Raw genomic sequence first — 25,482 nt, forward strand, 5'->3', positions numbered from 1 at the left:
AGTAATGTTTGAATTGACTGTGCTGAATCCGAAGATTCAATGGTCACTTCGTTTCATTGAAACCTAATTTGAAGCCGAAGCTTCTAATTGGATTATCATCAACGAGTGCCCACACAGATTGATAGGTTTATATTTTTAAAGAGCTTTTCTAACTTACCCAGCAACTTAGTTGCTCGTCGTTAGGGGTGCGTATCTTACTCCGCACCGTGAGAGAGTCAAGCATTTTTTCAAATTTCTTTTTCTCTCACTTCCGATTCGCTGTGTGACTTTCGTCTCACTCCGTGTCGGTGGATGCGCAGTATAGGGAGTTGAGAAATTAGTACAAGCGTTTTTTGCAAAAAAACTTTCAACAGGTCATTAGTTAGCCAAAAGCGTGATATTTGCATATTTCTTCGTCACATTTGAGACATATCACAGCAATTGGTTGGAAAAACACCAACCATATACGTAAGATTCATGTGTCTATTCTGTTAATGGACAATCGATCTCTTTATCACTATGTGTAGTAATTAAAATGACGTCTAAAAAAAATCTGATTTTATGTGCTGGGCTGGCCGTCGTTGGGGGAATCGTCTTCTCTCAAGTCACCATCCCACCAGCCTTGAGTTTTCTCATTGGTGTTATCGCTACTGCTTTTTTATTTTCATTTTCTAGCCAGACACCTTCTATTCAATCAACAGACTCGGATCCATCAACTAAAACTCTGTATGTCGGCAACCTTCCTTATAAGGCCAATGAGAGTCACGTTCGCGATTTGTTTGCTGAATATGGACAGGTCTATGCAGTACGCTTAATGAAAGATAAGCGCACTGGAAAAAGAAGAGGGTTTGGTTTTGTCGTGATGGCTGCGGCAGATGCCAAGCCAGCTATCGCTAAACTGAATGAAAAGGAATATATGGAGAGAACGCTAAAAGTGAGAATTGCGAACGATCCTAAACACCCGGATGGTGGTAAACCAGAACGGGATTAAAACCTAGCTTCTTTAAACAAATGTTCAGTGCATCTTCCTGCCAAGGAGTTGCACTGGCATAAATCGACTTACTTCCCTCTTCCGTATCCTCAATTTCATCACTTAATAGTAATGCTTTTACTCGACGTGCAATGGCTGCACCCGAATCAATTAAAGTAACGTCCCCACCCAAAGCTTGATGAATTTCCTCTTTGATTAAAGGGAAGTGAGTACAACCGAGCACCGCAACGTCTACTTTATCGCGAAGCGGAAGCAGGATTTTTGTCAGTTCGTCTAGAGAAACGCTGTTGCCTCGCAACTTCTCTTCGGCCATATCCACCAAGCGAGTTGATCCCAACAGCTCAACTGGTTTGCCTTGCGCAAAGTCTCGTATTAACTCGTGAGTATATTGGCGTGTTACTGTCGCCGGAGTGGCGATCAGCCCTACCCCTTTTGATGCCAAAAGCGATGCGGGTTTAATCGCAGGGACAACACCAACAACGGGAATCGATAGATTTTCACGTAAGGAAGGAAGCACTATGGTGCTTGCCGTATTACAAGCAATGACAACAATGTCGACTTGGTGTTCTTCGACTAATGAAGAGACCAGTTGGTTAACTCGTGAAATGAGTACCGCCTGATCGAGTTCACCATAAGGGTAAGCCTGATTATCGAATAAGTATAAGTAGTCAAGATGCGGCAATAGGCGATGTATCTCTTGGAATACAGAAAGACCACCAACACCGGAGTCAAAAACTAGGACTTTTTTCTTACTTGCTACTCGCACGAGCCTTACCTAAAGAACAGAAACGTTGCGATCATACTGCTTAGATTTGTTTTGGCAATGCTTTAGCATGGTATCTTTGATGGCTGAATCTATCTCCAGATTCTACATCTCGCTTCGTTAGCTCGATATGCCCTTGAAAAGACGGCGAAGACGTGACCAGTGTGTGAAATTCACCATTTTCCCCACAGGGATCAATTTGACTTGGTAATGACTCTATTAGGACTTTGTCATACCAGCGACCACACCACTCTGGAGGGAGAACACTTCCGTCGATGGTGATCAACATCGTTTGAATACCACGCTCTATGATTTCCATCGCTAGTTTGTCGCTGCTCTCCCCTAATAGCGGAAAGACGCACTCCCAGCCAGCAGGTTCAATATAGCTGCGTCGGTACTCGGCAATGCCATTGCAAAACATATCGCCAAATGCGACAGCTTCTATATTCAGACCACTACTTTGTAATGCATTAACGATGGTCGATTGATAAATGTCGTTACTCGGAAAGACTTCAGGCAGTTCGATAGTAATGAGCGGAAGCGCAAGTAAGTCTGCTTGCATTTGTACAACCTCAAGCGGAGTTGCTTGGAAAGGGACTTCTTTCCCTACGTAAGTCGTGTACAAACCGACAACTTGATAATTTGGATTCTCGTTAAGGCGCTCAAGCGTTAATGTCGAATCTTTGCCATTATGTACAAGCTTTAATTTTCATCAGACAAAACATTAGTTTCCGAACTAATACTGGAAGGCTTTCATGACAACATCGCCCTTACAATAATTATAAGAAATGTTAATACAATGCAGTATTAACCATAAACCTCACAGTAACTAACTACTGCCTTAACAATTTCTGACACGTTTCTGGACATTTCCGAGTTAGGCTTTTAGCTCGGATTAGTGAATTTCGAATTAGAACTTCTATGGATTCACATTCCACATAACCGGCTGGCAATGAAGCGCAGCGAAATTGACAGTCCGCGTTGATACGATTGTTAGGTATTGAGGTTACTCATCTTCCCGGTCTTTGTGATCGTTAACAATTCGTTCAGCTTCGCGGTCATAGTCGTCCGCCAAACCTCTCAAGGTAACTGCAAATCGCTGAAACCCGGCGTTCTCTATTTCCTCGGCTTTATTCCGGAACTGTTCAGCCAGTTCTCTCTCCGGTTTGCCGGTTGGGTCAACCCAATGAGCACCGCGTGAGTTGTATGTCCCTGTTCTAAAGCCATTACGCATGTCATCAGCTTCACGGTCATTCAGTGCGGCAGCGGCAGCGCGGTGTATCCATAAGCCGTCTGGATCGGGTGGGGTGTGAATCAATACTTCGCCAATACTAATGAATGCAACTTCCAGGTGGCCAGATTCCGTACAGACTTCCTTCACCCTTCGGAGCCATTCAGTGAAACGCTCATCGCTAAACGTTCCATCTTCTTGTGACCCCGGCGGTGTCTTCCACTCATGGAGCAACCGCCAGGCATTTGTTGCGATTGCCTTTGAGTCCTCGGTGGGTTCCTTCGGAGACTGTTCTTCTTTCTTGGATCGGTAGATCAGTCGGATTACCTCGGAAAAAAAATTGGGGTCATTGGCCAGTCTGCTTTCAAGTAGTTGGGGCGCGGCTCCTCTATGACGGTCGAGCAAGGGAACATATGCCCACTCGACTCTAAAGAGATCGTCCTGGTCAACCGAAGGCTCTGTCTGAAGAAACTTGATTAGTTCGACGATGTGGTACCCGTCCATGGCGTAGCTAGGCTCACTAGAGGAAAGCGCTGCGAGCAACGCTCGAACACATTGCTTACTATCGATTAGCTGCTTGTCATGGCGCATTCTATCCAGGCCGTTGATTGCCGCATGTGGTCTGTTATGCTCAATCAATTTCTCAATGGCAATGGCAAGATCGCCATCGGCCTGATAGGCATTCGCGCCTGTGCGCGTCCAATATTCACTCTCCTGGGCCTGCAGCCATTCAGAAGCGCGATCCCATGCTTTTTTGGTAAACGGCAAACAAGCCAGGAATTGTCCTACTTGCTCCGGCGACCAATCAGATTTATTGATGTCGTCGCACCACTTCCAACCTTTGAGGTAGTAACGCCGCCAGATAAAGCCGCTCACCAATGCCTTGCGCCTCTTGTCTGCTGAATCTAGGAAATGAGGCAAAAGGGTTCGCTCAATGACTGGGTTGGCAATAGCGCCAAGCGCGTGCCCTACCTGGTCGGGGGAAGAAACGGATTCAGCAAATCGGATGACACCCTCGGCACCATCTTGCTGAAAGATTTCTGAAATGGCCGTTTCTCGTCGCGTTTCGAGTTTGTTGCGCTGCTCCTCCCAATTGCCATTCCCTTCGTAGAGATCAAAGTCACGATCGGTAAAAAGGTGCTGATATAAATTGAACGGATTGGTGGGCGCGAGTTGCTCGGCAACTTGTTCAATGCGGGTAATCAGTTCGTCGGGCAATGCCCATTTCGCATCAGAGAACCGCCGGTGTTTGTTTGTGAATTTCGTTAGATGGTCCCAAATCGAAAGTCGCTGCTCTTCAGGGAGTTCTGAAATAGGCTGGGAGGCAAGAGCCTGAAGAAGTTGATCAAAAGCGGGGTCAGGCAGGTTATCGAAATGATCAATCAATGTGGAAAGCCGGGAGGTATCTTGGCCTGCGGCAGCCACCGCAAGTTCCGCGTAAAAAGATGCCTGCTGCCAGTATTCCTTATTCGTAACCCCTTTTTCCCAATCATCGGGGATAGTCTTGCGCCAGCTTGGTTTGTGCGATCCAGATGAGGTCTGGTGCTGACCAGGCAGAAGCTGAATGATCAGATTCCAGGCGATTTCCGGCCATTCACTCAGGAGCGTCCGCACAGCCACCTTGCGTTTGTCAACAGATGCCAGCGTTTGCGGCAGCCAAGGCAGCAAAATAGTTGCAAGAGAATTGGATGGACGATTAGCCCACTGGCCGCCAGAGTCATGGCTGGCAAGTTCACCAAGCGCAACACAGACTCGAACCAAAGATTGTTCGTCCCAGGCTAGCCCTTCCAACGCCCAGAGCAGGCCAGTTAGATAGTTGCCGCCGGTGATGCCGTTGCCTTCCTGGGAAAAAAGCTCATCAAAAGGACAGGGCCTCATACGCATCGCCTTCTCGACCGCATCAAGAAACTCACCCGGGGCGGCTTCGGCCATAGTGGGCAGCAAACCGTTCAGGCTGCCCCACAAAACCCAGTCAGCATCGGTCAGAAGTTCACGTATCACCAATACGCAGGTTGCTTCAGCTTTACCTTGCGAGCAGTTAGCGCACGACTCCGGGTGGCTGCCCAGAATGGCCAAACCCTCGGCAATGCCTTTTCGCAACACGTGTGAACATTTCAACACCTTGCCATGAAGACTTGCCGCGTATCGCTCTTCGGCGGGTAGTTCAAAAGTAGGGTCTGGCTCCTTCAGTACGGAAACAGCAAGCGACCTAAACGTATCGAGGTTCTGATCAAGGATGCGTGATCCCAGCAAGCTCCAAAGCTCGACTCGATCAACAACTTTCCAGACGCCGTTTTTGAGAGACAACGGGCTGTCAGGGCAGTTTAATATTTCCCGTGCCTTCTTTAACCACTCGTCATAACGGATGCCAAGCAGTTTGGTTATCGCCTCAAGGTCGCATTGACTTTCGTCTTGCCAAGCGCCAATCAGAACTGCCAAGGCCAGATAGGTGGCGTCCGCGTGCTGAGCCCAATCGGTTTTAGGCTTCTCCTGCACCGCCTTGAATTCCTCGGGCATTTCCGCCACGGCCTTTTGTTTAAATGCTTCTAGAAGGTCATCCGGCAGCTTGCCGGGCGTGATCGTACCAGCATCTTGATTCCATGTTTGTACAACATCGACAACCCGTGACCAGACCCACTGTGGATACTGTTGTTGGAATTGGGAAATGTGGGAATGTAGCAGAGACAGGACAACACCGAACTCGTTACCAAGATCGTAACCGAGCAGATGGAAGTGGTTCAGGAAGTCATAGAATTCGTCTCTTGAAACATCGTTGCCACCGTTTGATGCCTTCAGGTGGTGCTGAATGACTTCCAGTTTCTCGACACTCTTGGGTGGGCTGAAATTCGCTTGCTGGACGTTTCTGAAGAATTCATCAACGTTTTTGGTGTGCCTCGCCTGCTTCAGCAACCATTGTACGTTGTGTGCATCGGTTGCGCTGAGCGGTCCTGTGATCAGCGCTATAATATCCTTATCTCGCGTGAACACCTTGGGGTTTTTGAAATCATTCCAAGCGGCCTGCACCACCTCTCCAAACAGGGTGCTGCCCTGCGTGATGACAATTGAATGCTTGACCTGCCCGAGAAGTTTCCGCCGCTCCTTGCTGTTCACGTCTTCCACGACAACAATGAGGTCATCTGTATCAAAGCCGTCAATCTTGCCCTGAAGTTTGATTTCTGCAATGGGCCAGCAGGGAAGACAGGGAGCGTGCCCGCCAGTAAGCATCAGCGCGACAAATGACGCTTGGACATGCGCTTCAAAATGAACACCACCACCGCCTGTGGAAAACGGATTGCTTAGTTTCTTATTTTTTACCATCTATACCCACGACCTGATTGTTTATGCCTAACGCAGTACTTAATGGTGAGCAACGCCCCACCAAGCTTGAAACATAGTGCCATAAACATCGGACTAAAACTTTGAACTGGAGCCACAGAGCGTTGCTAATCCGTCTTTAAACGTTTGTATGGAAACTCATTCGATCGTTTGCGATTGCCCAAACAAGTTCTAGCAAACTTTGGAGCAAATTTCGAGATGCGAACGAAATTGATAATGGTCTCTATATGCGGTTCTTATGACCTTATCTAACGTCCACTGTATCAAGTTTTGGCGCCATGTCTTTAATTACCGAGCAAACTAAATATAGAGACTTCAATTTAGGGGGCTAATATGGGATATTTTACTAGGGTTATAAGCCTTTTTTTCTACGATCTTCGGAGTGAAGTTCATCGAAATCTGAAATGGTAAAGTTTCTGTAATCGTCAACATCAGCAGTACATTTAGCGAGATCATCACTATTTATGTCTATATAGTTAAACAGTTCTAAAAACCAATTGTCTGTATCAGTTCTATTTTCCTTCATATAAAGATGCGTAGATCTGTTTACTATAAATGCAACAAAGTCAGCTAATTGTAGTAAAGGTTCACTAGAAGATGACTGGAACTTTCCAAAGTATTCATTTGGGTAGTCATGAAAAACTTCGTTACCGACATCAGCATCCGGTTTACCTAGTCCCTCGTCAACAAAAACAGTCAACTTTTCATTTTTGTTAAAATAGAATTTTTTGATTTTTATTAGTAACCAAAATAATGATAAATCAGAAGGTTTTTCTAAGTCGAATTGATTCACTTTTCCCTTTACAGTAACTATCCCGTGATCTCTTAATGTTCGGTCATCAATAGTCTGTATAAATACTTTCCACTTATATTTGGTATAGATTTCAGCGAAAGCTTCCAATATCCTAAGATTTGCGTGACCTGGCAACTTATCCCACGGACTTTTTCTATTATAGATCTCGACAAAATGAAACTCTTCAGACTCGACAGAAAACTCTTCTTTAATTAATTTAAGGCAGTTTTTAATTTGAGCACGGATATAATCAACTTCATCATCTGGAAAGACAATCCCAACATTCGTTCTTCTATTTCCAGTAACAAACTTAGAATTTGTCGACACATTTGGTCCATATGTGTCATCTATAGCAATATGCACTTGCCCTCCTTACTCTTTTATACACCAAATTTACATACCAAACTAAGTACATACTGAGTCATTAGTAAAAATAGGTCAATTTATGATGACATAAATATGACTTCAGTCTTTGCCTAACAAACTTTGGGGCATTTTCGGTTTTGATGCCCCGAAGCAAACCTTTGGACAAAACTGATTTAGATATATGGAACGTCTGAGGTAGATTGGATTAGAAAAAGTATCTCAACAATTGTTATATGCATTTTCCAGTTAGCTCACAAAACGCCCACTCCGAAAACACCCTTTCAAGTTTGTACCGATCCATTTCATTTCCTTGATAAATACTATTCGCGACAATGTCATCTTGGTTTTCAACAAACTTTTTATATGTAAGCAGATAGGAATTACGAAGTTCGTCAATTTGTTCGTTCTTATCCAGAATAAAAAACGGAAGTTTTATTATTGGTGGCTTTGCTTGAGTAACAATAGGCGTATTCAAGTCTGGTTTGTCATTATAGATTTTACGCAAATGCTTGAATAATACATACGATAATGTGCCTTTCGTATAGAAAAAGAGATCACAATAAAATTTTGCATTAAGCCCATCTCCCTTTTCAGGGTGAGTAACATACTCGACATTAGGGAATGGGACACATAAGCCTTCATTCTGGAAATGAACGACGGGTAATTCATGTATTACTGCATTTTTGTACTTGAGCAAATAATCATACTTTACAGGCTCTTCAATTAGAGTATTTTGCCACCAAAAATTACCGCCTCGATAATCTTCTTCAGAAATGGATATAGTAAAGTCTGGGTCTAATGCATAAAACGCACCGTTTATTCCATTATAAATCCAGTTATCGGTATCCTCTAAAAGTAACTGAAAGCGAGTTATTGCGGGCAAGTCTAGCCCAAAACGCTCCAACCACATCGCTTTTGTATCTTGAGGGTTTGCACAAGAATCTTTTGGCGTATTTGTATCCCGTGTTCGTGCATATACAGCGCCAGCTCTTAGAATTTTATTACGATGCTTAAGTTCTTTCGTAAAGTAAAAAGGCTTCAGTCTTTCATTTTTTATGCTCAAAACAGCGACGGTCTTTTCAGCATACTTCACGAATTTAATATCAATAGTCGGGATGTTATTTTCAGCGTATGGCTGCTGTCTTAGATAACTAATAATATCAGCTTGCGAGAAACGGCACTCCTCTATATCTAAGCCAACAACCTCAAAGGCATCATTTATGCCAAATATCAAAAATCGGTCGCCATCATGAATTACGTTTGCCAAACATGTAATATCATGGAGTAAGTCAAAGAGGTTATCATGAAATTTCTGCTTGAAATCCCACCACAAACCCTCACTTTTTAACGAAAGTAGATTATCTAAGAGTTTTTCCATGTTTCCTCATGATGCATGTAATACCGCGTAAAATGGTGAACAACGCTAACATCCAACTTCATCTTTAACCTAAAAGTACCGAAAGTGACAGTCCGTCTTAAGCAGTTTGTTAGCTGTTTATTAATCCGAGCCTATCTGCGCTTTGTATTAGGGCTGTTACATTGGCATCGGTTAACTCTTCACGTTGCTCGTAAACCACACCCATTTCACTAAGCTTCTTTGGTTGACCGACTAAATAGGATAGATCGCCAAATATTCTCAAAAACATATCAGATATAGCTTTAGGAGTTTGACCAGAATATATGGTTCTAAATATTGAAAAGTCGAAAATGATGCCTGAAATAGAAACCCAAGCATGGCCATTCCAGTTGGATAGAACATCATTATCAGTTACAAAAGTTCCTGCAATATTTGAATGGCTAAATATAGTTGTGTCTTCTACTACCAAACTTCCAGTCACTAATTTTGCGTTTAGTTCCGTATGATCATTTATCATAGCTACCAACAAAGCGCTGATGTACAAACACCCACCATGTATAGGGGGCATTCTATCTAAAATCACGCGCCCATTTTCTACTATTTCAGAAATCTCTTGAGAACTAATCATACGAACTCCAATATGTAAAAACAGCTAGCCCTGTTAAGTATTGAGGCATCGATAACACTGTCCAAAAGGTTGCTTAAGGTATATCCGCTTTTCAGAGGCAACTCTGTCATCCTACCTCCATATACTCTGTTACCAAAGTGCTTGTAGTCTTGAATAACTGAACGCACACATAGAGACTTTATATACAACTCCATTGCTAGAGCTGCATTCGTTATCATCGGAAGTAAAACACCAGACAAAGGTGGTAGCTGTCTTAAAACTTCAGCCCCATCATAAAACTGATCAGCCGAATCCAATACACTACTGTTGGGAATTTCTACACTCTCGTACTCAAATACTCGATTGCTCACTGCTTTCTACCATGTAATGTTTCATTCAATGGCACATATGCCAAATTCTCCTATATCCATTGCAATATTTTAGGTACTCTTACCGTGGTCTATTGAGTCGGAATTCCTGCTGTGGGACATCAATACGCCATGCAACTTTAGGTAGGACTATGAAGTCATAATCATAGTGGTCACCTACACAGTATATTTCGTCTTTTGACACTGTTGTTGCGTAAACTGCTAGATTACTTAAATTGCACCTTTCAGAATGAGAAGAAGCATACCAAATCGCTTTATCTAACGAATCACACCAAGACATCCCAAGGTTATGGATTGGCCCCGCACAACCTCTAAACAAACTAAATCGTTTGCCACCAGAAAACTTGTGTCCTTCAGGGATAGGATATGCTTCTTGTAGTTTGCTTTTTAAACAGGCTTCAAATACTTCTTTGAGTTGAGCCATAGTAACTTTTGAAAAATCAGTCGAATGTATATATGCCTGCATCCAACTTTCTTCTAGAACACCAGCTTTAGCCAAAAACTTATAATTGTTTAAAATGAATTCGAAACCATACTCTGGAATATAACCAAAAAATGGTTGTTTATTGGATATAGCTTCTTGAACATTTTTCTTATCACTTTCATTCAATAAAGAATAGTCAATCATCAAGAATCTCCGAAAATAGTATGTTATTTAACAGTATTTATTAACTAAACTTTGTCTGTAGAATCCTGTCAGACAGCACATGTCTAACATACCAAACTAAGCACATAATCAGCCATTAGCAAAAGTAGATCAAGGACCGCCAAAAGAAACTTATCTAACTTGTGTGGCTAACTGATTTTTGGGGCAAAGGCGTGTTTGCTATAGGCAGTTCATATCACCTCTGTCAAGTTAAACCGACAGAGAAAAAAGTGACAAACTTTCTTGTAAATGAACGAACTATCAACAAAAGGGTTCCTGTTCTTGGTTGTCATTATCGACTGGTATAACTGTAAGGTGTTGTCCTCGCGGTTATCGAACACCAAGGGTACAAGTTTTATGTATCGTGGCTCTCGAAGAGGTGCTCCAATACTACGGACCACCGATATCTTTATCCGATCAGGGCTGCGAGTTTACTAGCACTGAGTTCACACAGAGGTTGCTCAATCAGGGGGATATGGATCAACATGGACGGAAAAGGTCGCTGGATTGACAATCTTTTTATTGAGCGACTATTGAGAAGTTTGTAATACGAGGAGATTTGCTTAAAAGATTACAGCACACCCCGTGAAGCAGAGCTTGAAATCGGGCACTACATGGTGTTTTATAATGAGGAGCGTAAACACCAGGTACTCAATGACCTCACCCTGATTAAGTCTACTTTGACAGACAGAGCTACGCTGTATGAGCTGGTTCAATCACTTAAGATATTGGCTTATGTGTCCAGCCATTGGGCTTCACTTCTCTAATCCGTTCATAACAATAAGTTTCGTAGATGCGTAAAGATAACTTATACACCTTTGATAGCTGGCCTGTAGGTACACCAGAACGCTTAATACACGGCTATTGGGAGTTGGGCGTAATGAGGTTTCACACATTTGATAGTGAATGCGGTAAAGAACTTCAAGATACGTACAATCGCATTAACCATGGACTGGGAGCTAATGTTGTGTACATCGACCTAACTTCAATGGGAGATGGTTATCGATACAAGTCAGAAATCTTAGATGTTATTCGAAGTGATCAGCAAACATGGGTGTGGTTCGTAGGCTGTAGAGCGCTTTTGGAGAGTTCGTTGGCGGGTTGGTTACGCTCTATTTTGACGACATACAACCTAGACCACGTTCGAGTTGCTTTTGTGCTTGATAGCCGTGAGCAATTCAACCATATCTTTCAGGATTACTCAGCTCCGTTCTATCAATCTACCATAGCTCTGGATCTCTCAAAGAAGAGTTAGGCATATTCTTAGTTACTATTAAATATTTACTCTGCTCTTTAGCTCGTTCGTATAGATCCAGCCCTAAATGATCCAATTTAAGTGACTAAAGCGTAGCTTTTACGCTCATATCATCGCTAAATCTAACTTTTGTTATTTTTCGGTCGGGTGGCAATTCAAACAAATGAGAAGTTGATACACTTGGGGCATTTTTGATTCTGGTGATTAAATCCGAAACACAAACATACTGGTTCACAACTCATCAATATCAACGTCAATTTCTGGGGAGTTTTCTCTTTGCTTAACTAGTTCTCGGTCTTTTTCATCTTCCTCAAATTCAATTCGGGAAGAGTCAAAAACATCACGTCGTTCAACTAGAAAGTCAATATCCGCCTTATCCGCACCTTCCGAGTAAGCCCCCTAATCTTTTTTACTTGTAGTCACGAATTCATCGGTGTGCGCAGTATGACTTGTTAATCCTTCTAAAGGGTCTTTTTCTGGCAACAGTTTTTTACTCATGACTTACTTCTCGATTCAAAAATGACATTAGATAATTTATAGCATAGTGAGCAGCTAGAAATTAGCTCTGAAACAAGGAAAGGGGCAGATCTGAGCTAGCCACATCAGCTAGCTCGAAGATGGACAAAACCTTCTTAGCCCAAATGACTAAGTGGCACAGTTCAGGTGAGAAAAAGTATCTTGAAACCTTAAACATTTATATTGGATTTTTCACCGTATACGGAAACGCCCAAAGTTATTAGCTTTGGGCGTTTCTTCTAACAAACTTGGTTACGACAAACCGAGCTTTAAAGTGTCATATGCAGAATTGGAAAAGGTTTTCCCATATCATCAAGTGGTGAACGAGAAACTACTTTAAAACCCATATGCTCGTAGAAGCCTACTGCTTGCGGGTTTTGTTCGTTTACATCGACTTTGGTTGCACCTAACTGCTCTATTGCGTATTGCAGTAGCACCTTACCAATACCTTGCCCTCTTGCCTCGTTTAAAATGAACAGCATTTCAACCTTAGAATCATGGATACCCACGAAGCCTAGAATTGAGCCATCATTACTTTTAATACATCTTAACGTGACAGCAGGAAAAGCCTGCTCAATGATAATTGGTTTAAAAAACTCAATATCTTCTTCTGTTATGAAGTCATGAGTTGCTCGGACTGAGTTTTCCCAAACATTCAGCATTTCTGCGTAATCTTCAGGAAGCACATTTTCTACAATCATCGTATTCTCTATAAAGTTGACTGAAATTCATGTGCAGCCGCGAGTGCGTATTTTATCCGAAAATAATTAAGTAGTCTAATGATGTAAGCAAAGGGTTCTGGCTTGGAATGGGGCATTTTTGATTTTGGCTGATTTGTGCAACAGGCTGTTGCACAATTGGGAAACGGCTTTTTTCACTAACAAGCGAGTCTGATTTTAGCCACCAACAGGTTGTTGACCAAATTTTTCATCGGGAAGGTCTTGCTCATCATCGAACATCACAATGCTTCTACGATGCTCCTTTAGAGCAGATAATGCAACTTGAAAACAACTTTCACACATATCGAGGTGGTGGGTAATACCGTCCATTTTTGACCCAAATCCCCAGTTAGCAGTCAGTTCACCAACCTCTTCTAACTTAACGCCATTTGAATCGACGACCATCACACTAGTACCACAGATATCACAACATCGATCAACAACGACCTCTATCGTTTTTTGTCCATAAACTTTCATTGTGAACTCCTGTCGCTGATAAGATTAATCATTACTTAGTACCAAATAACAACTAAGTAGTAGCTGAAATTATAGCTGTCCTATAGGCAACTGAACAATTAACAAAGTCGCTGAATTTTCATTGTTACTCAGCGAAGTATCCTTCTTATGTAGACACGTTAAACGTATTAGTAAAAACTAAGTCATGAGGCAGAGCAAAAGGGAACAGGCTCAATTGACGCTGGCACAGAATGGGGCATTTTTGATTCAGGCTAATTTGTGCAACAGGCTGTTGCACAATTGGGGGCGATGACAGTAGTTGCTGATTTTGCAACAACTGAAGTTTTTCACCTCTCAGGCAACTATTGCACATTTTGCAACAGTTCCCGAATCCACTGGAAAGAAGGAATACTGGGTAGTTGATTGATAAGCAATGCCCATATTAGTCCTACTGCCAAAGCGATGTGTCGAGTAAAAGATTTACGAAATAACTTGTTTCGCAATTTTGCAAGAGCCTCTTGCATAATTGGGTACGAGAAATTGTCCAACAACCTGTTGGACAATTTATTCTTATGATGACTTGCTGCTAGAAGTTCATTTCAGGACTCTTTTAGGGAAAATACCGTCAACTATCTTCATTTTGACATCTGGTAAACTTGCGATTTTCAACGCTCAATTTTAGACTATGCTCGAGAGCCTCGGGTATTCCTGCTTTTTCTTTGAGTTACTATTTACTATCTGGCCAGAAGTAATGGTATCGATTTGAACTTGGCATAATTGCAAAGCAGCCCACCGAGGACATCCGATAAGCTTAGGTGTTTTCCCTCCCTATTGTGGTGATAAAACGCCCAGCGCTGCACACAGAATGCGTTCCCTCTTCAAATTGAATGAAAAACATTCTGTCGCTGTTATACAAAGCCACAGGTTCTGCCTGTGGCTTTGTCGTATCTGAGAGAGCGAAAAAAGAGCTGTGTCGTTTGCTCAATAAAGCATTCCAATTCGAAATCAAAGAGTGGTTTAGTCCTGCGGTCAGTAGAGGTACTCAAACGCTGTCATTGTGCGCCATCGTTACGTTTTGTTTATTTATTCGACTCATGTGGGTGCGTAGCGTACCTCGATTCAAGCCTAGTATTCTTGAGGCTTTCGCTTGATTGCCTCGACAGTGTATGACGACTTCCTCAAGCACAACGTCTCGAACAAATGGCAAAAGAGCGGACACATCCGGCGTAGCGGTTCGGCTGTCACGAGTGTGTGAAAGAAGCTCAGTGAGGTGCTCTAGAAAGAGTTTATTATCAATAGGTTTACAAGGCATGATGGTAGTGCTGTGTTATGACGATGAATGCCCTCATTATACGACACAACTCTCAAAATACTTGATCAAGCTTGAGACGCAATATGGCAAAATGACGTTATCTGAATGCTGAACGTTGGGAAGAGATGGGAAAACTCAATGATGCACAATTGCAGCATCGCATCGAACATATTTTAGAGCGCCATCCTAATGCCTCGTCCTTAGTCGTGCGCCAGCGTCTAATGTCAAATCTAAAGCCATCGCACATATATCCGCACTTAGTACCCTTCTACGAGCAGTACCGCATTGATGATAGTGCCGATATTCAGCGCGAGCTAAAAAAAATGATGTCGATGCACTTAGGGCTGAGCATCATCGCTCAAACCTTGTCGACCGGTTGCTTTAACTACCGGCAAGTAGAAAAAGCCTTGTTAGAGTTGACGGCTGATTTTGACCATCTAGAACAAGCTCAGCGTTGTAAAGAGTTACGCTTTGGTCATGGCGCTCCAACGGATGAGCATCACCAGTCTCAAATTGTGATGACGTTACAAAGGCTAGGTCACCGCTTACCCGACATTTGGCAAGTATTGCGGCAAGCGACCGAAAGTAACAAAATAGCCAAACCAAGGTAGCAAACGTTATCCCTCGAATTATCAGTAGCCTATCCCTGTTTTGGGAGGCTCGCTATAACTTTAAAAGTATGACGACAATCCCCACTTGTTGGTGCTCTAGAAGCCTCTTAAACTAGCGATGCGGCTTTTCGAGCTGTGGGTTAAAGTGAGAGCATTGAGTACAGCTATAGGGACGTACAAGGATGTGAAAAGCCGCCCACAGGTTGCATTTACCCCATTTTTATTTTTTTTAGCAAAACACGCTAATTAGGCTTTGAGTAATCAATCGTGTATCGACACGTTGGAAACGAAGTGCAACCATAGAATGCTTTCCCTTTATTTGCTCCTCGTTTCGCCACTCGTTTTACAAGGACAGACTGACAGTTTGGGCATACTTTCGGTACCGGTTTCGCGTCGCTCGTTGGTTTTGGTGGTTTATTTTCAAAGCTCCGTCCATCCTCAATCATATGAACCAACTCTGAGCCGTTGACCAACCACAGGCGTTTATCTTGTGCGTAAGCAATGGCTTCTGATGTAAAGTCTCCTGACGTGACGATAATCATTTTGCTTGCGTGGTGCTCTATCATGACACCATACATTTCTCGAAGTACCTGAATGCCAACTTTCTTGGCCTTCCAGTGCTTACATTGCACTAGGCTTAGCTCTCCATCTTTCGTCAACCAAATATCAATGCCGCCGTCAGGCTTTTGTGAAAAAGACTGCTTCACCGTATAGCCTTGATGCTTAAAGTACTCGCCGACATAGGATTCAAACTCTAGCCAGCTTAATTGGTGAAATGGCGTGGTTACTCGTCTCGAGCGAATATGTGAAGTGGTCGTCCGATACCTCTGCCTTCTCTGAAATTGTTTAAAAAAAGCAATCGGCGCGGGAATGAAAAACAGCAACGCAAAATACGGTGCGAACATGGAAAGATTTGGGGCGACAGCATTAAAAACAAAGTTGTTACTGCTGGCAGCAAGCTCTGGTAATACGTATGAAAGGGCGACGTACACACCTATCGATAAAATCACACTTAACCACCACGGTGCATCCATCAAATGCCAGATGATGCCATCACTTTTCCTTGCCATTAACCTTTCCTTAAATATGCACCAAAGTGCATTTAATCATAGTTTAGCTGGCAGGCAAATCATGATGAGCATTAATCCATAAAACAATTCGTTACGGGCTCCAATTTTTATCTTCTTCTAGGGCAACTTCCTTAAAGTATCGTGTCACTCTCAAATATTTTTGCTCACCAACATCACAAAACTGAACTGTTAGAGGCGCTCTAAATCCGCCTATATCACTATGCAAAGTGTGAACTTTCAGATTGGAACGTTTAATCTCGCTACCTACTCAACCAAATGCACTATTGAATGCTCAAATTTCCCGTCAAATCACCACGGTGATGAGTGTCATAGAGCTTGATACAGTTCGACTATTTAACGTGTGGCGGTGAACCTTTTCCGCTTACTTCCTCGTTGTCATAAGAGCCGAATGGTATGGTTAATGATGTAAATTTCACCTTTGATGTTTCCGGGTTCTCTGGTGCATTTAAAGTCGAAAGCTTCCGGATCACGGAAACAGTCTCTTCTCCCTTTGAAATGAATCTAACGGTATTGTCTGACGATGATGCCATTACATTTGATATGTTAAGCCGAAAAATGGGTGTCCTAAGCTTGTTTGGCCAAGGTGTGGGAGCGGCTCGTCAGTTTAACGGCAGTATCTCTGAGCTTCGCTATTTAGGCTCTGGTCGCCGCTTCTCGCGCTATCATATTACCTTGGTTCCACACCTTTGGTTTCTCACTCAGCGTCAAGATTGTCGTATCTTCCAGATGCAAGCGGCTCCCGACATCATTCGTCAGGTCTTTGATGATGCAGGCATGAGCGATTACCGCTTTGAACTGTCAGCGCAATATGAAGCGAAAGAGTACGTTCTTCAATACCGTGAGAATGACCAACATTTTGTTCAGCGATTAATGGCAGAGCATGGCCTTTGGTATTATTTCGAGCATAACGAAGCTGGACATACCATGGTCATTGTCGATAGCAACGATGCGATACCTGAGCTCATCAGTTCACCCACTAATGCTTCTTACCTAGGACCTGTGATTTATCATGCCCAAGGTGGAGGCGCGCCAGACCGAGAGCATATTTTCGACCTTGAGCAAATCCATCGAACTCGTACTGGGTTAGTGAGCTATAGCGATTACAACTATCTCACGCCGAAAATTCCGCAAGGTACAAGCGCCGATGAAGGCCCAAACTTTGATTTGCAGCGCTACGACTATCTTGGTCGTTACACAACGCCAGAATTAGGTCAGCAGCGTGTAACAGAGTGGATGTCCGAATACACAGTGGACAGCCATCAGATTGAAGCTGCGAGCGATATCATGCGTCTTACTTCAGGCTACAGCTTCGATATCAGCCAGCACCCTCGTTCCAACATCAACCGTGATTACCTCATGTTGACGGTGATGCACACGGGCTTTAACCCTCGTGTACACGAAGAAGAGTCGAGCGATGAGCCTACGACTTATCACAATCAGTTTATCTGCCTACCACGAGATGTGACATTCCGTGCACCTAAAATGGCGTCACCTGTCGTTGATGGTCCTCAAACTGCCGTTGTGGTTGGTCCTGCGGGTGAAGAAATCTACACCGATGAATATGGACGCATCAAAGTTCAGTTCCATTGGGACCGCTATGCGCAAAGTGATGAACATAGTTCATGTTGGTTACGTGTTAGTCAATCAATGGCAGCCCCGAACTGGGGCGCAGTCTATCTACCTCGTATTGGGCATGAAGTGATTGTGACCTTCCTAGAGGGTGACCCAGACCGCCCGTTAGTGACGGGCGCAGTGTACAACGGTCTACACACGCCGCCATACCCATTACCAGAAAACAAAACGCGCACCGTGTTTAGAACCCAAAGCCATAAGGCCGAAGGTTACAACGAAATGTACTTTGAGGATGAGAGTGACCAAGAAGAGTTGCATTTCCGTGCTCAGAAAGACATGAAGACCAAAGTGCTCAATAACCGTTACCGAGATATCGGTAATGATGAAGAGTTAAAAGTCGGCAATAACCAAGAAAACAACATCTTAGGCGACCGTAAAGAAGTCATTGATGGGCATAAAACCTCCATCACTAAGCAAACCTTTATGGAGCAAGTTGAGGAAGATGTTCACGTCACTTACAACGCGAATGAATCCGAGAAAATAGCCAACAACCGAGATTTGTACATCGACGAAAATCGTCAAACTTTGATTGGTAAAGACGATTCTCTGGATGTAGGGCAAGACCAAAACACGGTAATCATGGCATCGCGCTCAATTGATGTAGGGGCTGACGACACATATAGCATCGGCAATAACCTCAGTGTCGAAGTGAACGGTAACACCTCTATCCGCTCTGATGGCGAAACAGCGGTGGTCTCAGCGGATGAAATCAAGCTCTTCGTTGGCGCATCCAGCTTAGTGCTAAAGAGCAGCGGCAACATCCATTTAAACGGCACCTCCATTACGATTGATGGTGCGAGTAGTGTCACCGCAACGGGTGGAAAAGTAGACATCAATCCGGGCGGCGCGGCAAACGGCAACAGCAGCGTTTCTACAAGGCGTCCTAAAGGATTGTCTATCGCGAAGAAAACACCACCTGTTATGTCTCCGGCCGCTTATAAAGGGTTTGTTGAAGACGGTGGCTTAATGCAAGAACTGTGTGATTGTGGGAGCGGTAAAACATGTCAAATACACAGCTAAATCCAAACTGGCGAATTCAAGGTAATGCCCAACCGAACCTAATTACGAACCAACAAGCGTACGCGATTATCGAACCTCTTCTTTGGCCTGAATGGAAAAAGAAATTGGAGGCGCATCTTGAGTCATTCGAGGTTATCCCGTTGATGGCTGGTACTCGTCTATCACACCTTAACGAGGGGCCTGTCTTAGTTTCTATCGGGTCATCAGAAGAGGCACTTCAGGCATGCGTAGCTAAGATGAGCCAGACCCCTTGTGGTTGTTTGGTTTGGAGTTCGCCCACTCACTCTTCTTCGGAGGTAGCAGCCTCATTGCGTCAGCGTCTCTTTGTGTCGCGCAATCAAGGAGAAGCATTGTTTCGATTTTATGAGCCCAGAACTCTAGTACCTTTAATGGCAGCATTAAGTGATGAGGAGCGACGACACATGTTTCCTTTACTCTCATCTCTGCATTGGCATAGCAAACAATGGCTAAGTATTAACTTATCCCACGCTAGTGAGGCTACTACGTCAATTCAACCTTGGACACTCTCGCAAGAACAACTGAGCACAATGCAAAACATTGCGCAGCAATGGTAATGGACGCGTTTCATGAGTAACAAAACCTACGTAATTAAACCCGGTGACACCCTTATTGGCATCGGTATCGAACAAAGTGTTAACTTCAACATCTTGTTAGAGCTAAACCCCAAGTACCAACCAAATCCTGATTTAATCCAAGTTGGCGATACCTTAATCCTTCCTAGTCAGGAAGAGGAAGAGCCTATCCCTGTCGAGTTTCCGGTAGAGCCAATCGCCAAAATGTGTCCAAAAGAGAAAGGGACAATTGTCGCGGCGCCTTTGTGTGAACCAAAGGAAATTGAAGATATCATTTTTGCCACGGGTGAATCAGCGAACCGATTCTATTGCCTAACGAAAGAATCGGTGGAAAAGCTTGATAAGGAAATCGAAGAAACGACGAAGTTATTTCAATGCTACAGTGACCTAGTCCATCAAGCTCCAACGGGCAAAGAAACATGGGCTGAGTTGGAAAAGCATACGCAAAAGCGAGAAGCCCTATGCGCCGACCTGATATACGCAGGCATATTGCCAGATCCCAGCCGTAAGAATCCAGCAAGTGTCAAAGCAGAACAGTCTCGAAAAGAAAAGGTTGAGAGAGAAAAAGCTTTAGAAAACCAGCGAATGGCTAACGCTAAAGTAACCGAGTTGAAAAAGCGTATCCGCTACATTGAGGAATACTCAAATTGGTTTGGCTCTGAAGACTCAGCCATTGAGCTAAAAGAGCGTTTGACTGCAACAGTCGTACCAAACCTTAAGAAAGAGCTTGCGACGTGGGAAAAGATGGCCAAAGTTCCACCAACCAAAGAGAGCTCTTCTGGCAAGCCTGTTGATGCTAAAAAAATGGCGGTAAAAGAGAGAGCATTGGATGGCATTGTAACAAATACTGGGGTTAGAGAGTTGTACTCGATTAATCGCGGCGTTTACACCTATGTTCGAGAAGCATTCTTTCAAGAGGAAACTACCGTTCGTAACAGTTGGCGAAATACCTCTAATACCAACAACACGAACCGAGCATTACGTACGGGAAATATCAAAGAATTTGGTAAAGCTATCGCTGACGATATTAAAAGCGACCTTGAGCAGAAAAAGCTTGGCCCTGATATTAAAGCCAATCTTGCGAAGTGGCAGGCGCCCGGCGGAAAAATTGCTGAATGGAAATCGACGGATACACTCTTGCGCGATGATGAAGGCAATACAATGTTTGCGGTGAGTTCTGAGGCGCAACTTGGTCGCTGGGGAATGCAAGCGGCTGTCGATGCTGAGTTAAACCCATTTGAGAAAGATGAGCACGGTAATGCGAAAGGAAACGTAGATTTAGGTGTAGGTGCTTCTGCGGGCTTTTCTGCCTTTGAAGCGGCCATTACGGCAGAAGTCTTCTTACCTAGCGATGCGGGTTATACGCCATGCCTAAATTACACCGATGCGAATGGTCAGCCAGCCTTACACTCCTTTGGCAGTTTTCGCTTTAATGCCAAAATGAAAGTGGGTTGCTTTGTGGGCGTAGTTGCTCAAGCAAAAGCAGGTATCAGTAACAGAAGACCGGAAACGGGTGATGATGTTGGGATATTGTTTGACCCTCATGTGAGCATGGGCAACGCAGGAGGCGGTCAAATAGGCATCAAGGCCAGTGTTTTTGGTGGTGGCCAGTTAAGTGGTGAGTTTGCAGGTGGCGTTCAATGGAAAGCGCCAGAAATAGATCAAACTACAAACTTTAACTCTTTGGCTGAAATTCAGACCGAAGGGAATGTTTCCGTTGGTGGTGGTTATAACGCAGATTTCGAGCTTTACCTTCGTGGGGGGCAATTTTTTTTAAAACTATCTGCGAAGTTGGTTTGGGGGGCAGGCGGTGGCGGCGGTTTTGCGGTTGCTATCAATGCACAAGAAATTTGGAATTTAGCGAAAGTAATCTGGCAAGGGCTTCAGTATGTAGATTACCGGATGCTGAAGAACATCAATAACCAAGCGTATGAATACTTGGTTGATGCTGCTTATTTTGCATTTGCTGCCGCTGATATTATCAAATCGCCAGATGATGCCCTTAAAATGACAGTTACTGCCGGGAAAGCTAGTATTGATTTTATAAAGGCTGAGAGAAAAAAATACCTAGCTCTAGAAAAAGAGGCGGCCGTTCTTTCCGATAGAATTTTAAACACATCGACACGTAGCGGTGTACCGTTTGATCAGCTTCCGCCGGAAGCAATAGGCCGAATGCTAGATACTCTTACTCGAACATTTCTTCTAAATTGGGAAGAAAAGCAAGAAGACGCTATTTGCACTTTGTTGTCACAAAGTACTTACAGTTGGCACAAGTTTGAAGAGATCTTAGCGAGAATGAATGAAAAGGGAGAAAAAGAACGTGGGGAGGATACTCTTTTTGATAACATCCAACGTCTAAATGCCATTCTTGATGGGTCTCAACAACGAGAGTTTAATAGGTGGGTGGCATCACTAGCTGAGAAGAACTTGAGTAAAGAGGTAGCAAATGCTCCATTTGCTCCTTACAAAGGTAAAGCCTTTGCACGCAAGCTAGCTCATGTAAATCAGCAATATGCATCAATCTACGGTGGCTCTACGCCTAACCAATACGTTTAAATATTGGCCCTTTCGGGCCAATATTATTTGGAAATCGGTTTTGAATCGTGAATCGTACAACGGAAGCTGTGGGTTGGGGAGTAAGTGTCAAGAACAGGATCTTTACCAAAACGGTCAAAGGTTTTTACTCCTCCACCATCTCGAACAACCTTTTGAATACCATTTTCCGGTCCTTGCGGGTTGTGTTCAGGTGAGTTTAGGTAATACTCTTTTGCATACCAATCATTAACCCACTCCTGAATACCATTACTCATCCCATATATCCCCAGAGGATTTGCTGGCCATTGACCAATATATTCTTCACTACTCGTACTACTATTTACTTCTGAAGGGAGTATATCTATATATTTACCCATATCTGGATCAAAATATTGTCCTTCAGTTAGAGAACGATAACCATCATTGGTTGCATAGTAATAATGCTGTCCGCGACTCCTTGCCGCAAACTCCCATTGCGCTTCTGTCGGAATATCAAATTCTAAAGTGGAAACTTTGCCCAACCACTGACAGTAATCCTTTGCCTCTTGCCAAGATTTTGTATATGCAGCCTCATTGTTTTTCAAATTGTATTCAATAGCTTTCTTATATTTTTCATCTGTCCGCTCCATAGGCTTTGTCTTCAAAGGAATTACACTAATGAAGTTAGTGAGGGCTACCGGTAATCCATTTATTTGACGCATCCATTCCATATCTAAAAAGCTAGTTTCATATTTAGAAATCGAATAAGAATCGAGAGTAACTTTATGTAAATGTTGGGCTCCAGATAGATTAGTAGCAAAGTTAAAACACTGCGCGTCTTGAGACCAATCTAAGCGGTTTTCAGTTTTTGTTGGGAAATCACAATCCATCTTGAAATCACCCATATCGAAGCTTCCGCCTTCGACGAACACCATGTTCTCGATCGCTCGGACCACCACTTCTGCCGCTTTCTGTTTCTGATCTGGAGTTGCTTCTGGGTAAAGCTCATTGATATTCGACACAATCGTATCGATTTGCTTTTGTGAGACCGTCTCGCTAGACACCTTAATTGCTGAACTTTCGCTATTGCACGCAACCAATAAAGGAAGCACACAAGCCATACCTAACCATCTGTTTTTCATTTGGTATTCCTTTTACTTTATGTTCATATTTTACGCAAAAATAAAAGGTGAGAACAGTTTCAAAGGCACTGTATGACTAGTTATAACGACTGTGTTCTATTTTAGAAAAGAGGCTGATTGTCACCAGCGATAAGATACTTAGAAAATACCGTCCTAATTGGACGTTTGATATGTGTGCCATTTACTGGTACTGGAAATTTGCGATGGAACTGCCAGACCTCTTTAAAGAGCCCTCTAACACAGATATTCATAAGATCATTCAGGATGTAACTCTCTTTGCGGTAACAGGGGTTCATACCCTTACAGATAAAAGGGCAAGAATTAGCCCAATCTATTGAACCTGTTTAGGTGAGTGTAGACGCGATACAAGGTCAAAGCTATATTAATGTCTAATCGTTACCGAATGAAATCCGCGGCTAGGCATTAAAGATATACGACATGACACAACAAACTAAAAGAATTCGCCTTTCCGACCAACAGCGTCGTGAAGCAGTTACTCGCTTGATGAGTAGAGTTATTGTGAGTGAGGGTCGTGCCCGCAATATCCAGAAAGTCCACCGTAATGTTATACAACAGATGTGCGTTGCATTTACCAAGGCAGTTCATGCAGAGTAGTAACCACTAGTAATTCTTTCACAACTTTCAATGATGTTTTGTTATCTAGCCAAAAGCTAGCGCTGTTGTTGCGTTAGCTTTCTCTCTAGAAATTGAATGAAAATGTCATCTTCTATGTAAAACAGATCATAACCAACATGCTGAATACCCTCTTGCGAGATTTCCGTGATTTGCCCTTTACCATCGTTCTCGAGTGAAAACTCTCGTTGAAGGTTATACATCAACTGATTGAACCGAAGGTCAGCATTGTTGCCCCAAAGCTCCTTCAAAAGTAAAAGCGTTGTTTCTATTCGTTTAGGGTCACGCATTGAGGCACTCCTTGTGGTCTAACGTCCAAATACATATTTGAATCAATTTTAATGGTGTTAATTATCAGCGCCAGGAGGCAACACGTCTAGCGTACATACATCTTAATTGAGGTGTTCCCAAAGGTACTACTGTTTAAAACCAATACCAAAATTTAACTCTAGTTTTGGTATTTCACACTTTTCTGGTCGTGTATTTGAGCGCAAATACCAAAAGTAACGTTGAATTTAGTACATATACCAAAAATATGCATAAGTTTTGGTATCGCATGTAGAAAATGCAGGATGCAATATCCCTTCAACCAATTTGTATCAATTTTGTGCATGCAGGAACCTGTTAGCACCTAAAGTGTTGGAGGCGCTTTAGTCTAGAGGAAGCACCTAATAGAGAAAAAGACAATATAAACCTGATTGATTGGAACGATATCTTTACTTAGTTATTACTTGGTCTTTTCCACAAATAAAAGCAAACGTATCACGCAAGTTGCGTCACGCAACCTGCGTGATACGTTTTTTGGCTCGGAGAAGGAATCAAGAAAGGTTTGCCATTAATGCACAGCACACTCTTGGACAAAAATTAGTTTTGGGGGAATAAAATATTGGTAATCCGTGGATAACTAAGAATATGGAAAGCTTGTGCTTTGTAGCGTTATACCAAAGTCAATCACCTGCGTATTTTCATCCCAGCAGATCAACCAATAACCAGATCTCCTTTATGTAAATACGCAATCACCTAGCTACGGCTTATGGATAACATTGAGACAAGCTTAGAAGGCAATCACAAAACGTCAACATGCGACCAAGATCGCATCATTCATACTTGTACACTATCCATGCCTCATTACTTCTACTAGATTGACGATGAGGGAAAATGTTTTTTCCTTAGTCAACCATCGCTCGGATCTAACCGCAGAACCAAAAACTAATAAAAATACTCAAGCAGTCGTAGTACTTAGGTGTACCCAGTGAAGTCGACTTAGTTCTGTTTGTAAGCGACGCGCCCCTAAATTACGTTTCTCACACATATCAGGAATCAGCGCTCTTATTTCAGGAGTGAACTTTGTGTTTGGAGAAGAACGAGGGCGTGTGCTTTGACTTTCCAGGCCTAAGAGTCCGTCCTGCCCATATCGGTTTACTCACTGCAGCCTTTGTTGAATTTCTCTGTCCATAGACATCTAGTATAGTTGAAAGGGTATCTATCAATCACACAGTTGAGAATAGTCTTGGGGATTCATATTTCTAG

The 25,482-nt window shown here is 43.2% G+C and carries 18 protein-coding genes and 3 pseudogenes; 7 read left to right on the forward strand and 14 right to left on the reverse strand.

What is annotated here, in order from left to right; genetic code table 11:
• Positions 1-514: 514 nt before the first annotated feature.
• On the forward strand, positions 515-970 hold the full coding sequence (locus FKN08_RS21760; RefSeq protein WP_170892846.1) for an RNA-binding protein: 456 nt from the start codon (positions 515-517) through the stop codon (positions 968-970).
• Here the strand turns inward: FKN08_RS21760 and murI are convergent.
• From murI to FKN08_RS21795, 7 genes and pseudogenes are all read right to left on the reverse strand, one after another.
• Positions 933-1,736 (reverse strand): glutamate racemase, encoded by an 804-nt coding sequence (murI, locus tag FKN08_RS21765; RefSeq protein ID WP_046874611.1) that lies wholly within the window; start codon positions 1,734-1,736, stop codon positions 933-935. The genes FKN08_RS21760 and murI overlap by 38 nt on opposite strands.
• 40 nt (positions 1,737-1,776) lie before the next feature.
• Positions 1,777-2,424: pseudogene (locus FKN08_RS21770) on the reverse strand (ATPase); the annotation flags it as partial.
• A gap of 315 nt (positions 2,425-2,739) precedes the next feature.
• Positions 2,740-6,282: a hypothetical protein gene (locus FKN08_RS21775; protein WP_170892847.1), complete on the reverse strand. Its 3,543-nt coding sequence runs from the start codon at positions 6,280-6,282 to the stop codon at positions 2,740-2,742.
• Positions 6,283-6,652: 370 nt separating this feature from the next.
• On the reverse strand, positions 6,653-7,456 hold the full coding sequence (locus tag FKN08_RS21780) for a DUF3800 domain-containing protein (protein WP_170892848.1): 804 nt from the start codon (positions 7,454-7,456) through the stop codon (positions 6,653-6,655).
• 232 nt (positions 7,457-7,688) lie between these two features.
• Positions 7,689-8,837, reverse strand: a complete 1,149-nt coding sequence (locus tag FKN08_RS21785) for an ATP-binding protein (RefSeq protein ID WP_170892849.1) — start codon at positions 8,835-8,837, stop codon at positions 7,689-7,691.
• A gap of 109 nt (positions 8,838-8,946) precedes the next feature.
• Positions 8,947-9,444, reverse strand: coding sequence for a hypothetical protein (locus tag FKN08_RS21790; protein WP_170892850.1), 498 nt, complete (start codon positions 9,442-9,444; stop codon positions 8,947-8,949).
• A 429-nt stretch (positions 9,445-9,873) separates the two neighbouring features.
• Positions 9,874-10,440 (reverse strand): hypothetical protein, encoded by a 567-nt coding sequence (locus FKN08_RS21795; protein ID WP_170892851.1) that lies wholly within the window; start codon positions 10,438-10,440, stop codon positions 9,874-9,876.
• Between the two features lie 285 nt (positions 10,441-10,725).
• Between FKN08_RS21795 and FKN08_RS21800 the strand changes: the two are divergent.
• Together FKN08_RS21800 and FKN08_RS21805 are read left to right on the forward strand one after the other, a co-directional pair.
• Positions 10,726-11,131: pseudogene (locus FKN08_RS21800) on the forward strand (DDE-type integrase/transposase/recombinase); the annotation flags it as partial.
• 120 nt (positions 11,132-11,251) lie between these two features.
• Positions 11,252-11,713, forward strand: a complete 462-nt coding sequence (locus FKN08_RS21805; protein WP_064377323.1) for a hypothetical protein — start codon at positions 11,252-11,254, stop codon at positions 11,711-11,713.
• A gap of 785 nt (positions 11,714-12,498) precedes the next feature.
• Here the strand turns inward: FKN08_RS21805 and FKN08_RS21810 are convergent.
• The 3 genes from FKN08_RS21810 to FKN08_RS21820 form a co-directional block, all read right to left on the reverse strand.
• Positions 12,499-12,930, reverse strand: a complete 432-nt coding sequence (locus tag FKN08_RS21810; protein WP_170892852.1) for a GNAT family N-acetyltransferase — start codon at positions 12,928-12,930, stop codon at positions 12,499-12,501.
• A 195-nt stretch (positions 12,931-13,125) separates the two neighbouring features.
• A complete protein-coding gene (locus FKN08_RS21815; RefSeq protein WP_031858044.1) occupies positions 13,126-13,425 on the reverse strand; it encodes a hypothetical protein in 300 nt (99 codons plus the stop codon).
• A gap of 1,021 nt (positions 13,426-14,446) precedes the next feature.
• Positions 14,447-14,716, reverse strand: a complete 270-nt coding sequence (locus FKN08_RS21820; protein WP_170892853.1) for a helix-turn-helix domain-containing protein — start codon at positions 14,714-14,716, stop codon at positions 14,447-14,449.
• Between the two features lie 125 nt (positions 14,717-14,841).
• Here FKN08_RS21820 and FKN08_RS21825 point away from each other — a divergent pair, with 125 nt between their 5' ends.
• Complete coding sequence (locus FKN08_RS21825; RefSeq protein ID WP_170892854.1) at positions 14,842-15,327, forward strand: hypothetical protein; 486 nt, start codon at positions 14,842-14,844, stop codon at positions 15,325-15,327.
• A 242-nt stretch (positions 15,328-15,569) separates the two neighbouring features.
• Here the strand turns inward: FKN08_RS21825 and FKN08_RS21830 are convergent, their stop codons facing one another.
• Positions 15,570-16,397: a restriction endonuclease gene (locus FKN08_RS21830; protein WP_170892855.1), complete on the reverse strand. Its 828-nt coding sequence runs from the start codon at positions 16,395-16,397 to the stop codon at positions 15,570-15,572.
• 414 nt (positions 16,398-16,811) lie between these two features.
• Between FKN08_RS21830 and tssI the strand changes: the two genes are divergently transcribed.
• Genes tssI through FKN08_RS21845 form a run of 3 tightly spaced genes read left to right on the forward strand, consistent with a single transcriptional unit; the run spans position 16,812 to position 22,219 of the window.
• Complete coding sequence (gene tssI, locus FKN08_RS21835) at positions 16,812-19,070, forward strand: type VI secretion system tip protein VgrG (RefSeq protein ID WP_170892856.1); 2,259 nt, start codon at positions 16,812-16,814, stop codon at positions 19,068-19,070.
• The gene (locus FKN08_RS21840) at positions 19,052-19,645 is read left to right on the forward strand and encodes a DUF4123 domain-containing protein (protein ID WP_114867350.1); all 594 of its coding nucleotides are present in this window, start codon (positions 19,052-19,054) and stop codon (positions 19,643-19,645) included. The genes tssI and FKN08_RS21840 overlap by 19 nt, the downstream gene beginning before the upstream one ends.
• Positions 19,646-19,657: 12 nt before the next feature.
• The gene (locus FKN08_RS21845; RefSeq protein WP_170892857.1) at positions 19,658-22,219 is read left to right on the forward strand and encodes a LysM domain-containing protein; all 2,562 of its coding nucleotides are present in this window, start codon (positions 19,658-19,660) and stop codon (positions 22,217-22,219) included.
• A 23-nt stretch (positions 22,220-22,242) separates the two neighbouring features.
• On the opposite strand, the gene FKN08_RS21850 is transcribed toward FKN08_RS21845, so the two are convergent.
• From FKN08_RS21850 to FKN08_RS21860, 3 genes and pseudogenes are all read right to left on the reverse strand, one after another.
• Positions 22,243-23,319 carry an SUMF1/EgtB/PvdO family nonheme iron enzyme gene (locus FKN08_RS21850; RefSeq protein WP_170892858.1) on the reverse strand — a complete coding sequence of 359 codons (1,077 nt, stop codon included), beginning with the start codon at positions 23,317-23,319 and terminating at the stop codon, positions 22,243-22,245.
• 671 nt (positions 23,320-23,990) lie between these two features.
• Complete coding sequence (locus FKN08_RS21855; RefSeq protein WP_065645813.1) at positions 23,991-24,242, reverse strand: hypothetical protein; 252 nt, start codon at positions 24,240-24,242, stop codon at positions 23,991-23,993.
• Positions 24,243-25,180: 938 nt separating this feature from the next.
• A pseudogene (locus FKN08_RS21860) lies at positions 25,181-25,408 on the reverse strand (IS481 family transposase); the annotation flags it as partial.
• Between the last annotated feature and the right edge of the window lie 74 nt (positions 25,409-25,482).

Origin of the sequence: Vibrio sp. 1-2 (7-a), from assembly GCF_013048515.1 — a bacterium.
Taxonomy (GTDB): Bacteria; Pseudomonadota; Gammaproteobacteria; order Enterobacterales; family Vibrionaceae; genus Vibrio; species Vibrio diabolicus.